This window comes from Chloroflexus sp., from assembly GCF_034431535.1.
Taxonomy (GTDB): Bacteria; Chloroflexota; Chloroflexia; order Chloroflexales; family Chloroflexaceae; genus Chloroflexus.
In genome coordinates, this window is sequence record NZ_DAOUDC010000017.1 from 127,870 (window position 1) to 140,240 (window position 12,371).

The window sequence follows — 12,371 nt, forward strand, 5'->3', positions numbered from 1 at the left end:
GGTTCAATACCCGTTGATCATGCGCTCGTGGACGATGTGGACCGAGGGGAGCAGTTGCTTGATCCGCTCGATCAATTCGTCGATGAAGAAGGGCTTGGTCATGTAGCTATCGACCGCCGCTTCAGCGGCTGCATTCCGTACCTCAGACGAGTCATAGGCGGTGACGATCAGCGTTAGCGGGTAATACCCTTGGGCATGCAGCTCCTTGATCAGGCGCACGCCGCTCAGGCCGCGCAGGTTGTAGTCGGTGATCAGTAAATCGAACGGCTGCTCTTTCCAGCGTTCGAGAGCCTCTTCCGCGCTGAGTACCGACACGAATTCGTAGGGAATGCCAAGCCCCCGCATGGCAAATTCGATAATGCGCCCAATATTATTGTCATCCTCTACAAGGAGAATGCGTACTAGATGGCCATTGGCTTGCGCGTGTGTCATTGGTCACCCCCCCCATGTCGCTGATCCTGCGCCATTGCAAGATATGAGCTGTAGAGGCGGCGCCGGCGGTAATAGTACTTTATTCCTATTATTAGTGTAGCACATATTTGCGGTTGTTGCCATAACAGTTTTGTCAATTTGCTGCTGGCGATCGTGATGATCTAGTTAGGTCGTTGATGGGCTTTGACAGGCCATGAAAGCGAATCTATAATCAACTATAGGGGCTGCCGAATGGTATGACCCGTCTGTCAGGAATATATTACTCTATGCTTTCTGATCAATCTTTGTTGTCACATTTACGTCGCAGCGTTGTTCTTCTGCTCGCCGTCTACCTCTTTATCTATCCGTTCGCCATTGTCTTAGTCGCGCTGGATCGAGTGCCGGTGTGGGGCACGTGGATGGGTGGCGCCTTGCTGATTTTGCAAGGCGCGTTGATGGGTTTGTGGCTGACCGTGCGCTATCGCTGGTGGGGGGCGCTGGCAGCCGGCTTGATTCTAGTTATTTCGTGGGCGGTTGAGCACATTGGTGCAACCACCGGCTTTCCGTTCGGGAGCTATTCGTACACCGATGTGCTGCAACCGCAAATCTTCGGCGTGGTGCCGCTGGCTATCCCCTTTGCATGGCTGTTGATTGTCGTGGCGGCGGTTGGCGTCGCCGAGCGAATCCTCAATCGTGATGGCCGTCCGGTAGATGATCACCAGCTTCATCCGACCCGCGTCTTGACCGCGGCGTCGTTTGCGTTGTTGCTTGACGTAACAATTGAGCCGTTCGCCGTCTACATCAATCGCTACTGGGTTTGGACGAGTGATGAGACCGGTTTCTACTATGGCATTCCGGCGTCCAACTTTGTGGCGTGGTGGGTGACGAGCTTGCTCTTGTCGTGGGTGTTGCTGGCGTTGCGCCGGCAAGCGGCGCAATGCAGCCATGCGCCGCAGCACTTAATGCCGTGGCTGCCGCCAGTGTTGTATTTAACCAACCTCACGATGTTCGTGGTCGTTAACCTTGCCCGCGGCCAAGTGTTGCCGGCCCTGATCGGCGGCTTGATTATGCTCGTGCTCGCAGGCGATTGGCTGCTGCCGCGGCTGGCCCGCCGTCTGCGTCGCGTCGCCGAAACCAACCCTTGATCGTATCCCACGTGCGGTCAATCCCCCACCGTCCGCTGAGCAGCGGCTGGAACCGGCCTAGCCGCTGCTCGATCACATCGGCGCGGAGGGTGTCAACTGCCGCTGTCAGCCGCGCGGCGACATCGGCCCGGATCGCTTCAATATCGTCGCGGCTGGCCGGTGGGTGAGACGGGCCGATTTGCACAAAGGCATGCGGCCATTGCTGGCCGAGGAATTCGTAGCGTAGGGCGATTGGGCAAAGGGTGACATCGCCGGCGAGCGCGGCGATGCGGGCAATGCCGGGGTAGATGGTCAGCGGGCGGTAGTCGTTGGCTTCGATCCGGCCTTGCGGGAAGATGTAGAGTGCCCGATCGCGTCGCTCGCGCAACAGGTTCGCGGCATAGATCTGCGCGCGCTGCGATTCGGCGGGATCGCGGCGCTCGATCGAGAAAGCGCCGCACCATGTAAAGAAGCGATACGCACGCAGTTGCCGCTCTTCCATCATGAGATAGCTGTCAAATGCCCGCCGCATAATCGCGCGGTGAATGAGCATCATCATATACCCATCCCACCACGCCGAATGGTTCAGGTAGAAGATGTAGGGGCCATGCTGCGGATCAGGGCGTGGGCCGTATTGGGCGAACCAGATGTGATCAAAGCTGCGTTTGAGCGCCGGACGCGCTAACAGATAGTAGATGGCTTCGTCGGCGATCCAGATTTTGTTAGCTGGGATGCGAGGCGTGACCATAGTGGCTTTGCTGTAAAGATGGACGGCATAGGGCAGAGCGCTGCTCTTGGGGCAGCGCAGCGCTCTGCCTGTACTATAGGAGCGCATGCGGTGCCAGCGTTGCGCGCGCTGCCTTGTACGCCGCTTGGATGGCGGCGTGTGGCAACGGCGTGTCTGCGGCTAGCGCAACTGCACCGGCGATCGTAAAACCGCATGTTGCAACCGCGGCCCGCAATTCATTGAGCACGGCGGCGGCGTGCGGCCCGACGGCGACTAACGCGGCGTAGCGTCCGGCCAGATCGGCGGCATAGGCGGCGCGCAGCAGATTGTTGAGGCGGGCCGGCAGTTGCGGCACCGTCGCCGGCGTGACGATCACGATCAACTCGGCGTCGCGCATATCGACCACAATATCGGCCAGCAGCGCGTCGGGTTGGCCGGGAGGCAACGGGCCGAGAAACGCGGCCCGCTTCACCGGCGGCAATTGGCCGAGCAGCGCGCTCAACACCTCTGGCGCCGGATCATCTTCATCGGCGCTGCCGCAAATGCCTAGCGTAAACAAATACCCGTCGTGCATCGCAGGTTGCTATTCCGACGCCAAGACCCTCAGCCGCAACGGCGCTTGTCATGGCTGAGGGCTGGCGCATTAATCAGCCGCTATCGCTATTTCAGGCACAGCGGCATCAGTTTCGAGGTAGGGCGCAAAAAACCGCTCAATCGCCTCACGGGCAGCAGCAAGGCTGGCAGCCGTATGCACCGCCACGCGCAGGTGGTTGCTGCCGGGCAAGCCAACATAGAACTGGCCGATCAACTGCTTGATCTTGTTCAGAGCCAACCGTTCCGGCAACTCCTCGACGCAGATGTCCATGTATTCGATCAATAAGTTGCGCTTGTCAGCCGGCGCCGGCGCAAACGGCGCGACCCCGCGGCGCAGATCGGCGATCTGGCGAAAGATCCACGGATTAGCGATCGCGCCACGCCCGATCATCACCCCATCAGCGCCGCTGTCACGCAACCGGATCAGCGCATCAACCGCCGTCGTCACATCACCGCTCCCGATCACCGGGGTCGAGACGGCACGTTTGACTTCGGCAACCCGTGACCAGTCGGCTTGTCCTTTGTACCCCTGCTCGCGGGTGCGCGGGTGCAGCGCCAACGCCGAAACGCCGGCAGCTTCGGCGCGTTGCGCCGCTTCGATATAATTCAGGCTCTGCTCATCCCACCCGGCACGGAATTTCAGCGTCACCGGAATCTGCACCGCCGCGCGCACCGCGCGCAACAGCCGTTCCATCTTCGGCAGATCGCGCAGCAACGCCGAACCGTGGCCGCCGCCGGTCACTTTGGGCGATGGACAGCCACAGTTGATGTCAATAATGTCGGCGCCTAAATGCTCGACGATGTGGGCCGCGTTGGCGACTAGATCGGGATCGTTGCCCGAAATCTGCATCGTTAGCGGGCGCTCTTCCGGCAAATAGTCGAGCAGTTGGTGGCGGCGCAAGGCCTTGGGGCTGACGCTGGCCGCATTGGTCATTTCGGTGCTGACCAAGCCGCAGCCGCCGAGGCGCAGAATCATCCGGCGGAAGATGCTGTCGGTCACGCCGGCCATCGGGGCGAGGATGATATTCGGTTCGATACGGATATGCGCGACGTGGTAGGCGGTCGGCAGCCGCGCAATCTCAGCAAGAGTGATCTGTTCGCTCATACCTTTCATTATAGCAGAGAGTGTAGCCGTGTTGGCAAGGGGTATTCCGTTGAGCGAGGTTGAAAACTCGTCCAAAAGTCTTGTAAATTTTTTACATTTGTGAACATATATTTTGCTATTCTCAAGGTATAGCGCCTTACATCTTCCGCCGCACACCGGCGCTGTTGATACGAAGCTCTTGGGTAAGGAGGAGCCAGCGCGATCTTTCTCATCCTCGCATACAGCCTGCTCGCCTAGCCGAATGGCTGATTGTGCAAATCGACGGTACGCCGGGCTTTCCGGCGCGCGGCGTGGCTAGGTTGGGCGTGTTGGTGCGCAGTGCGTGCGGTGCAGCACGCTCCAAGGCGGCCCGCTCTCGCCGCTGCTGGCCAACATCTACCTCCACCCGTTCGATGTCGCGGTGACCGCCCACGGCGCGCGCATGGTGCGCTTCGTTGATGATTTCGTCGCGTCGCGCGCGAGCCAGAGTTGATCGCTCTCGACGAGGCGGCGGTTGGCTTGAATCGCCTCGCTGTACCCCGGTTGATCGCGCTCAGGGGTGTTGATGCCAATGTACCGGACGCGCTCTGTGTTGCCGTTGATCCTTACGTCAATGGTGTCGCCGTCGATCACCCGCACAAGCGTGGTCGGTTCCCACGCCAATCCTTCAAGGCAGGCCACAAGGATGGTTGGCCCTGTTCCCGTTGGCGATGGCGCTGGCGATGCTAATGGTTGCGGTGATGGTTGCGCTGCAGTGGTTGATACAAGCGCCGGGGTTGGTGTGGCTGTGGGTGATGCGGGTATTGAGGTGGGTGTGGCAACCGCTGGCTGAGTCGCCGTTTGGGTGCGAACCATTGTTGGCGATGGCCGCGCGGTGGGTTGGCTGTTGTTGCTTGCTGTGGCGTTTATACGTGCGCCAATGATGCCAATAATGCCGCATGTAAGGACGGCGCCAATCAGGATGTTGCTGATCCCGACGTTTGCGGTAGGTTTGCGTCGTCGTCGCATGGGATGCTCCTTTCGCAAACGCGCCAGATGACACGAGGCGCTTGAATGGTTCGATCGTACGCTGCGCCGAACCCGATTGCTAGGGAGTTCTTGCCTGTCTTTCGCCATAAGAGCCCCGCCAGAGTTGGCTCCGGCGGGGTTTTGGATGTCGTTACGTCTCTATCGCTCTGTCAGATCGCTCAGCCAACCGCAACGTGCCCCGCCTGCAACTACTCCCGCGTGATGCGGATGTCCTCTTGGCTTAGTTGATGGCCTTGTTCGAGCATCGCAAGGGTGACGGTTGCCCCGGCGGTTTGCAAAAGACCCGCGAGCCGTTCAGTCTCCGCGGTTGTCACTAACCCGTCATACTTCCCCGTCACTACCAGCACCGGCATGCCTGCCAGATCAGGTAGCGGATGAGTCACCAGTGGCGTCATTGGCCGCAACAACACGGCTCCGGCCAGAACGGCCCTGTGGAGCAAGAGGAGCGCGGCGGCGATGTTGGCGCCGTTCGAATAGCCAACGGCAATGACCCGCTGCCGGTCAAAGCTGTATGCTATCGCTGCGGCGTCGAGAAATTCGTTGAGCGCTGCTGCCTGTCGTTTGATGTCGTCAATATCAAAGACACCCTCGGCGAAGCGGCGAAAGAAGCGTGGCATGCCCCGTTCCAGCACGCGCCCCCGTGGGCTGAGCAGCGCGGCGTGCGGTATCAGTTCGCGCCCAATCGGGATGAGATCGTGTTCGTTGCCGCCGGTGCCGTGCAAGAGCAAGAGGGTGGGTGTCGCGGCTGGCGGGTCGGATGGTGAGATGAAGCGGTGGCTAAAGCTGGTCAGTACGGTGCTCATGACGCTCTCTACGTAGTGGTGTGCTTGGGAAACGGTCTACCGCTTGCGTACTCTATAGCGTGGTATGGGTAGTATAGCATGGTTGTATTTATTGACATAATTTTTTTGTTCCGTACAGTCGCTCTACGCTTATGGCGTGCGGCAGTTCTACTGCCGCATTGTCCTAGCGTGTACCCTCTATGGAATGCGGCAGTCTCACTGCCGCATTCCATAGCTTCCTTCGGTTGCGACAGTTGCACCTAAAACTGCCTGACATTCATCTTGCAGTCTGCCGCAACGGGATTATAATGATTGTGTAACCGCACGGGCCGCCAGTATCGCGCTGGCGGTTCTTGTCTTGCTCGAGGTTGTTATGCCTGAACCTGCTATCGTCGCTGAAGAGTTGACCTATCGCTACGGCGATCTGCTCGCGGTCGATCACATCAGCTTTACCGTCGCCCCCGGCGAGATTCTTGGTTTTCTTGGCCCGAATGGCGCCGGCAAGTCCACGACGGTCAAGATGCTAACCGGTCAGCTCCGTCCGGCTAGCGGGCGTGCGTTGTTGCTGGGGATTGATGTGGCTCGCCATCCCAAGCAGGTGCAGGCCCGCATTGGCGTCTGCTTCGAGCAGCCTAATCTCTACGAGGAGTTGAGCGGCATTGATAATTTGCGCCTATTTGCCAAGCTGTTTAGCGTGCGCGATGTTGATATCAATGCGTTGCTGCGCCGGGTCGGCCTCGATGGTCGCGGCGCCGATCTGGTCGGTCGCTATTCCAAAGGTATGAAGCAGCGGCTGATGATTGCCCGCGCTCTGGTCAATCGTCCCGACATTCTCTTTCTCGATGAGCCGACCGAGGGGCTTGACCCGACCTCTGCCGAGGCGATCCGGTGCGTTATTCTCGAAGAGCAGCAGCGCGGCGCGACGATTTTTCTCACCACCCACGACATGTACGAAGCTGATCGTCTGTGCAATCGAGTCGCCTTTATCAATAGTGGTAAGATTGTGGCCCTCGATACGCCGCATAATCTCAAGCAGCAGTATGGCAAGCGCATGGTGCGCGTTGAGGTGGTTGGTTCCGATGGGAAGTTGTTCCCCCGCGAGATTATTCTCGACCGACCCGAAACGCCGGCTGAAATCGCCGATTTGCTCGCTCATCAACAAGTAGTGACGCTCCATAGCGAAGAGGCGACGCTGGAGGATATTTTTATTCGTCTGACCGGTCGCGGTTTGGCTTAACCATCGTGTCATTGCGCGGGTGCAACGTGCCCGCAGCAATCTCCGAGCGATAGGATCCACCTATGAACGCTGCTGCGATCTGGGCCTTGATCCAGAAAGATGCCCGGCTCTATTTCGCCAATCGCTTGTTTGCCTTAGTGACGGTGCTCGGTTTAGTAGCGTATGCAGTCATCTATTTCCTGTTGCCGGCCACGGTTGATGAGACCCTGAAGGTGGGGTTGGCCATTCCCGAAATGCCGCCGGCGCTGGCCACGGCGCTCGATGATGATGCGGTGGTGGTGAAGCAGTTCGCTTCCGCCGCCGATCTGCGCGCCGCTGTGGCTGCCAGCGAGGTGACGGTCGGGTTTGCCTTTCCGCCAGATCTGTTTGACCAGCTTCGCCAAGGCGCCCGTCCAACAATCGAGTTGCTGTTGGCGCCGGAGGTGACGCCCGATTTTGTTAGCGTCTACGAAGCGGCTGCCCGTGAGCTGAGCTTCAACCTCGCCGGCCAAGAGTTGCCGGTGACAATCAGTGAGGTGATCCTTGGCCCCGATCTGGCCGGTGCGCAGATCGCGCCTCGCCAGCGAATGCTGCCGCTCTTTGCGGTGCTGGTGCTGATGGTTGAGTGTCTTGGGTTGGCTAGTCTGATCGCCGCCGAAGTGGAGCAGGGGACGATCCGCGCGCTCTTGGTGACGCCGCTGACAATGCGTGGCCTGTTTGTCGCCAAGAGTCTGTTTGGTTCGCTCTTTGCATTTGCGCAAGCCGTGATGTTGCTTGCAGTCACTGGCGGCTTGGTGCAGGCCCCCTTGCTCAATCTCACCGCGCTGCTGATCGGCTCGGTGTTGATGACCGGCGTCGCTTTTCTCATCGCGTCGCTTGGTCGCGATCTGATGTCGGTGATGGGGTGGGGCATGCTGGCGCTGTTGATTATGGCCCTGCCCACCTTTACCGTCCTGATCCCCGGTTTGGCCGCCGATTGGGTGCGGCTCATCCCTACCCACTATCTGGTTGACACGATCTACCGCTCGCTCAACTTTGGCGCAGGCTGGGCCGAGGTGGGCGGCAATCTGCTGCCGCTCGCCGCTTCGGCTCTGCTCTTGCTGGCGCTGGGCATGGCCATTTTGCAACGGAGGTTCGCATGAGTCTGCGCCGGATCCTTGCCCTGCTCTACCGCGAGGCGGTGCAGGGGCCAAAGAACTTTATCTTCATCTTTACCATTGTGGTGCCGCTCGGTTTGAGTCTGGCGTTGGGCCTGATCTTTGGCACATTCTTTAGCGGCAAGCCGCGTTTGGGCATTGTCGATCCCGGCGCTTCTCACCTGACCCAACTGGCCGAAGTGATGCCGGGGTTGGTCGTGCGTCGCTACGCGAGCGAGGCCGAATTGCGTGATGCGACGGCCAATGGGGCGGTGGATGTGGGATTACTGGTATCAGCGGATTTTGATCAGCGCGTGTTGAACGGGCAAAACGGCAGCCTGACCGTGTATGTGTGGGGTGAGAGTTTGCTACGCGATCGAGTCTTGATCGGTACCGCCATTGCCGATTGGTTGCGCGAGCTGGCCGGTCACGAACCTCCCGTCACTATTGCGACCACGATGCTCGGCGCAAACAATGAGTTTACATGGCAGCAGCGCTTGTTGCCGCTGCTAGTCTTGATGACAGTGGTGTTCGGTGCGTTGATGCTGCCGGCCTCATCGCTGGTCAGCGAGAAGCAGTGCCGCACCTTGCACGCGCTGCTGGTGACTCCGGCGACCCGCGCCGAGATCTATGTCGCCAAGGGGGTGCTCGGCGTGGCGCTGAGCACGGTGATGGCGCTGGTAGTGTTGGCTCTCAACGGTGCGTGGAGCAGCCAGATCTGGCTGGTGTTGCTGGTGCTCTTCCTCGGTGCGGTGTTGTCCGCCGAGTTCGGCATTCTGCTCGGCGTGCTGGTCAGCGACATCAACTCGCTGTTCGCCACCGTCAAGGGGTTAGGATTGCTGCTCTACGCACCGGCGCTGATCGCGCTGTTCCCGATGATCCCGCAATGGATCGCGCAGTTCTTCCCGACTTTTTACATGATCGATCCGGTGCTTGCTATCGTCCAACGCGGCGCAACGCTGCCTGATATTGCCGGCCAGCTCGCCGTGTTAGGCGTGATGATCGTGGCATTAGCCGGCGCGTTGCGGGTAGCGCGCGAACGGTAACCCATAGGGTAGTAGGGGATGGCGCCGCTATGCCCTACTACCGTCCGGCCAACTGTCGAATCAAACTGGCAAAACTCTCAAACGGCAACGCACCCCGCACCAATTGGCCATTGACAAGGAAATTGGGCGTTGAATTAATGCCCAAGCCCGAGGCTGCCTCTAGCTCGGCCAGCACCGCCGCTTCGGTCGCCGGGTCGTCGAGACAGGCAGTGAGCTGCGCCGTGTCGACGTTAAGGTTGCCGGCCAGCTCAATCAACGTGGCCCGATCGCGCTTCGGCACCCCGCCCCACTCCACTCCATGGGTTTGGAACAGCATCTCATACACCGGCCAGAACCGATCTTGCGCTGCCGCACAGTGGGTCACGCTCGCCGCCAAGACTGCCGAAGCATGGATCGAAGTCAGTGGAAAGTCGCGCACCACTAAGCGCACGATCCCAGTCTCGACAAACTCGCTGATAATGCGCGGGCGCGTCTCGCTGACGAAGCGGGCGCAGAAGGGGCATTCATAGTCGGTGAATTCGATCATGAGCACCGGCGCCTTGGGATCGCCGAGCGCGCGCGGATCATTATCGCTCAGATTGAGCAGCTCCACCAGATTGATCGCTGGCCGGGGCGTTTTCGTAGGCCGGGCCAATTCGGTTGGCGCCGGCGGTACGGTGGGCAAGTCTTGGAGGGCAATCTGCGTTTGCCGGACTTCGACGGGCGAACGGGTCGGGGTGAGCGGGGCGGCGCTGCCGCAACCGATCAAGACCACCGCGAACAGGGTCATCCAGAAGTGTGCAATGCGCATAGTGTTGGTACGTTAGCGGTGGGCATCAGTGGGGCCGGTTTCAAACCGGCCCCACGCTACCCATCCACAGGTTCAATTACCCATCTGCTGCGGCCAACGTTGCCGTCGCCCCTAATGGCCGGCTCTCGCTGCGCACGAAGCCGGGTACGTCGACCCGCTGCAAGATCAGGATGCATGCGACCAAACCAATCGCTTCGAGCATAAACACGCTCGCATAGGCGATAGTATACGACCCGCTGACCCAGAGCGCAACATCACGCACCGCGCCGCCGGCAAAGATGCCGAGACCGCGGAAGAGCAGTTGCGTCATTGACCAGAGACCAAGGTACGCTGCTGCGTGCCGTTCGGTGGTCATCGCGGCCAGCAGCGACACCGCGCCGACCGTGTAAACGCCGAAGCCCAAACCAAACATGAACAGCACCGGAATGAGCAACGCTTGCCATTCGGTGATCGCGATCATACCGAGCAAGAATAGCGGCAGTGCGGTGAAGGCCAACCCCACCATCGCCACGCTGGTCTGCTCGTGCGTGGCGCGGTGGCGGGTGAAGTAGACCGTTCCCAACAGACTGATCACCACGCCAACCCCCCAATAGGCATTGAAGCGCGTGGTCTGACCGTTATCCAACCCAAACACATCACCGCCGAACGGTTCGAGCACCGCGTCTTGGGCGAAGGCGCTCACTGCGCCGAGCGCAAGGAAGAGGAAGAACCAGCGCGCCCGCGGATCCGACCATATCTGGCGCAAGAGCGGCAAGAACGGCTCCGGCGGGGTTGGATCGGCGTCCACCGGGGCTTCCGCCGGACGTTCCGCCCGCCACAGCGCAAACGCAATAAACGCAAACGCAACGGTCATGCCGATCAGCACCAACCGCCAGAAACTGGCTTGATCGTATACTGGCATCAGGCGTCCGTAAATCACCCCCGCCACCGGGAAGCTGATCACCAAAAAGACCTGCACAATCGCTAGCGCTTGCCCACGGCGGGCCGGCGGGGCGCTATCACGTACCAAGCTGAGGTAAGTGGTCCCCGAAATAAGGGTGCCAACGCCGTAGATGAGAAAGGCAAACAGTGCAAGCCCCCACCCCAAGAGCGATGAGGGATCAACCGCTAACAATCCGGTCACGAATGGCAAGATCGGTAACGATAACAGCATCGGCAACCGTCCGCCCCAGATAAAGGGCAGCCGGCGCAACGTGCCGGGCGGGCGCAAGTCTGAGCGATAACCGGCCCAGATGCTAAGCGGCGCTAACAAGTAGCGCAGCGCCGATAACAGCGCGACCGGTGTGGCAGCCAGTGCTAAATCGGTAATCAACACCCGATTCAAAACACCCGACGTCAACAGATCGATGAACGATGAACCGATGTGAAAGGTGCCCAGTTTCAGGGTGCGTGGCACATTCAAGCGTTGTTCTTTCGCATCCACGGTTCACTCCTCTGCTTCATAACCGGCAACGACTGCCAGTTGCACTTCATTCGCCACCCGGCTGATCCGGCGCAAGAGCCGGGCGCTCTCGGCCGGACGCACGTGGGCTTCCTCAGGGAGATCCATTGCCGCCTCAACCAGCGAATCGCGAAAGAAGAGCGCAGCGGCAATCGCGTCCGTTAGCGGCAAGCCAGCAGCGCGAGCCAGCCGGGCGTATTTCCAGCCGATGGCCCGCGCTTCTTCCAGCAATGGACTATGCTCATCGTGTGAACTTACATAACGAAGCACCACGCCCATCAACTGCTGGCCGACTCGCCGCCATGCCAGCCGTTCGTGTTCGCTCATCGCCATCATCCACGCCGGCGCTGTCGAAGGGTTGGCCAGCTCGCTGCGGGTCTGGGCCAGCGCTTTGCTAGCCAGCACGCTGCTGAGCGATTGCGCCGGCAGCGGTCGCCGCGCCGCCAGCGCCAGAATATCAGCGCGGGCAAAACGGCGGTGTCCGCCGGGAGTGATGTACACCGGTACTGCCCCTTCATCGGCCCACCGCCGCAGGGTCGAGGCATGCACCCCTAACAACTGGCTGGCCGCCGATAGCGAAAGATAGGTTGGCGGTTCTTTGTCGCTCATCGTTCGTTTATCCACTCCCCGCATATCCTTGCGAGTCGCCGCTCCCCCGCGTGTCCTTACGAGCCACCGCAGGCGGCGAAGCAATCTCCCGCGAGCACGGGAAGCATGCCTGCATGCACTCCTCCCGCGAGAGCAGGAGATTGTTTCGGGGGCTGCGCCCCCTCGCAATGACATGAGACTGCCTATACCGGCGCAAGCACCAATTGTCAACGTTCGTTCAAATTGTCACTAACATCGCAACCGAACCTATGCCACAAAACACCTACACTCTTACTTCTGAAGAGTGCGTCACTCCACCTTCTATACTGTTAGTTATACACTGTGCTCGCAAGTGTCAGGAATCTCGCAAATCTATCCAAATCTCTGTGTAGTATAACATATC

At 59.9% G+C, this 12,371-nt stretch carries 14 protein-coding genes; 6 read left to right on the plus strand and 8 right to left on the minus strand.

Annotation, left to right across the window (positions count from 1 at the left end; genetic code table 11):
* Positions 1-3 precede the first annotated feature (3 nt).
* Positions 4-432 (minus strand): response regulator, encoded by a 429-nt coding sequence (locus tag U9R61_RS04810; RefSeq protein ID WP_322487684.1) that lies wholly within the window; start codon positions 430-432, stop codon positions 4-6.
* Positions 433-698: 266 nt separating this feature from the next.
* Between U9R61_RS04810 and U9R61_RS04815 the strand changes: the two genes are divergently transcribed.
* Positions 699-1,556 (plus strand): carotenoid biosynthesis protein, encoded by an 858-nt coding sequence (locus tag U9R61_RS04815; protein WP_322487685.1) that lies wholly within the window; start codon positions 699-701, stop codon positions 1,554-1,556.
* Here U9R61_RS04815 and U9R61_RS04820 read toward each other — a convergent pair.
* From U9R61_RS04820 to dusB, 3 genes are all read right to left on the minus strand, one after another.
* Positions 1,477-2,283 carry a lysophospholipid acyltransferase family protein gene (locus tag U9R61_RS04820; protein WP_322487686.1) on the minus strand — a complete coding sequence of 269 codons (807 nt, stop codon included), beginning with the start codon at positions 2,281-2,283 and terminating at the stop codon, positions 1,477-1,479. The two genes, U9R61_RS04815 and U9R61_RS04820, sit on opposite strands and share 80 nt — an antisense overlap.
* Positions 2,284-2,356: 73 nt before the next feature.
* Positions 2,357-2,836: an NAD(P)H-dependent oxidoreductase gene (locus tag U9R61_RS04825; protein ID WP_322487687.1), complete on the minus strand. Its 480-nt coding sequence runs from the start codon at positions 2,834-2,836 to the stop codon at positions 2,357-2,359.
* A gap of 69 nt (positions 2,837-2,905) precedes the next feature.
* Entirely contained in the window at positions 2,906-3,961 is a 1,056-nt protein-coding gene (dusB, locus tag U9R61_RS04830) for a tRNA dihydrouridine synthase DusB (protein ID WP_322487688.1), read from the minus strand.
* A gap of 322 nt (positions 3,962-4,283) precedes the next feature.
* Here dusB and U9R61_RS04835 point away from each other — a divergent pair, with 322 nt between their 5' ends.
* Together U9R61_RS04835 and U9R61_RS04840 are read left to right on the plus strand one after the other, a co-directional pair.
* A complete protein-coding gene (locus U9R61_RS04835) occupies positions 4,284-4,433 on the plus strand; it encodes a hypothetical protein (protein ID WP_322487689.1) in 150 nt (49 codons plus the stop codon).
* A gap of 196 nt (positions 4,434-4,629) precedes the next feature.
* On the plus strand, positions 4,630-4,863 hold the full coding sequence (locus tag U9R61_RS04840; protein ID WP_322487690.1) for a hypothetical protein: 234 nt from the start codon (positions 4,630-4,632) through the stop codon (positions 4,861-4,863).
* A gap of 294 nt (positions 4,864-5,157) precedes the next feature.
* On the opposite strand, the gene U9R61_RS04845 is transcribed toward U9R61_RS04840, so the two are convergent.
* Positions 5,158-5,772 (minus strand): alpha/beta hydrolase, encoded by a 615-nt coding sequence (locus tag U9R61_RS04845; protein WP_322487691.1) that lies wholly within the window; start codon positions 5,770-5,772, stop codon positions 5,158-5,160.
* 352 nt (positions 5,773-6,124) lie between these two features.
* On the opposite strand from U9R61_RS04845, the gene U9R61_RS04850 reads away from it, so the two are divergent.
* From U9R61_RS04850 to U9R61_RS04860, 3 genes are all read left to right on the plus strand, one after another.
* A complete protein-coding gene (locus U9R61_RS04850; RefSeq protein WP_322487692.1) occupies positions 6,125-6,988 on the plus strand; it encodes an ABC transporter ATP-binding protein in 864 nt (287 codons plus the stop codon).
* Positions 6,989-7,050: 62 nt separating this feature from the next.
* Positions 7,051-8,109, plus strand: coding sequence for an ABC transporter permease (locus tag U9R61_RS04855; RefSeq protein WP_322487693.1), 1,059 nt, complete (start codon positions 7,051-7,053; stop codon positions 8,107-8,109).
* Complete coding sequence (locus tag U9R61_RS04860) at positions 8,106-9,149, plus strand: ABC transporter permease (RefSeq protein ID WP_322487694.1); 1,044 nt, start codon at positions 8,106-8,108, stop codon at positions 9,147-9,149. Before U9R61_RS04855 ends, U9R61_RS04860 begins: the two co-directional genes overlap by 4 nt.
* 37 nt (positions 9,150-9,186) lie before the next feature.
* On the opposite strand, the gene U9R61_RS04865 is transcribed toward U9R61_RS04860, so the two are convergent.
* The 3 genes from U9R61_RS04865 to U9R61_RS04875 form a co-directional block, all read right to left on the minus strand.
* A complete protein-coding gene (locus tag U9R61_RS04865) occupies positions 9,187-9,939 on the minus strand; it encodes a DsbA family protein (protein ID WP_322487695.1) in 753 nt (250 codons plus the stop codon).
* A gap of 76 nt (positions 9,940-10,015) precedes the next feature.
* Positions 10,016-11,362: a BCD family MFS transporter gene (locus U9R61_RS04870; RefSeq protein ID WP_322487696.1), complete on the minus strand. Its 1,347-nt coding sequence runs from the start codon at positions 11,360-11,362 to the stop codon at positions 10,016-10,018.
* Between the two features lie 3 nt (positions 11,363-11,365).
* Entirely contained in the window at positions 11,366-11,989 is a 624-nt protein-coding gene (locus U9R61_RS04875) for a helix-turn-helix domain-containing protein (protein WP_322487697.1), read from the minus strand.
* Between the last annotated feature and the right edge of the window lie 382 nt (positions 11,990-12,371).

Coding starts and splice junctions, on each gene's coding strand:
- U9R61_RS04825 (WP_322487687.1), bottom strand. CDS start 2,836: ATGCACGACGGGTATTTGTTTACGCTAGGCATTTGCGGCAGCGCCGAT.
- U9R61_RS04875 (WP_322487697.1), bottom strand. CDS start 11,989: ATGAGCGACAAAGAACCGCCAACCTATCTTTCGCTATCGGCGGCCAGC.
- U9R61_RS04815 (WP_322487685.1), top strand. CDS start 699: ATGCTTTCTGATCAATCTTTGTTGTCACATTTACGTCGCAGCGTTGTT.
- U9R61_RS04810 (WP_322487684.1), bottom strand. CDS start 432: ATGACACACGCGCAAGCCAATGGCCATCTAGTACGCATTCTCCTTGTA.
- U9R61_RS04820 (WP_322487686.1), bottom strand. CDS start 2,283: ATGGTCACGCCTCGCATCCCAGCTAACAAAATCTGGATCGCCGACGAA.
- U9R61_RS04865 (WP_322487695.1), bottom strand. CDS start 9,939: ATGCGCATTGCACACTTCTGGATGACCCTGTTCGCGGTGGTCTTGATC.
- U9R61_RS04845 (WP_322487691.1), bottom strand. CDS start 5,772: ATGAGCACCGTACTGACCAGCTTTAGCCACCGCTTCATCTCACCATCC.
- dusB (WP_322487688.1), bottom strand. CDS start 3,961: ATGAGCGAACAGATCACTCTTGCTGAGATTGCGCGGCTGCCGACCGCC.
- U9R61_RS04855 (WP_322487693.1), top strand. CDS start 7,051: ATGAACGCTGCTGCGATCTGGGCCTTGATCCAGAAAGATGCCCGGCTC.
- U9R61_RS04850 (WP_322487692.1), top strand. CDS start 6,125: ATGCCTGAACCTGCTATCGTCGCTGAAGAGTTGACCTATCGCTACGGC.
- U9R61_RS04860 (WP_322487694.1), top strand. CDS start 8,106: ATGAGTCTGCGCCGGATCCTTGCCCTGCTCTACCGCGAGGCGGTGCAG.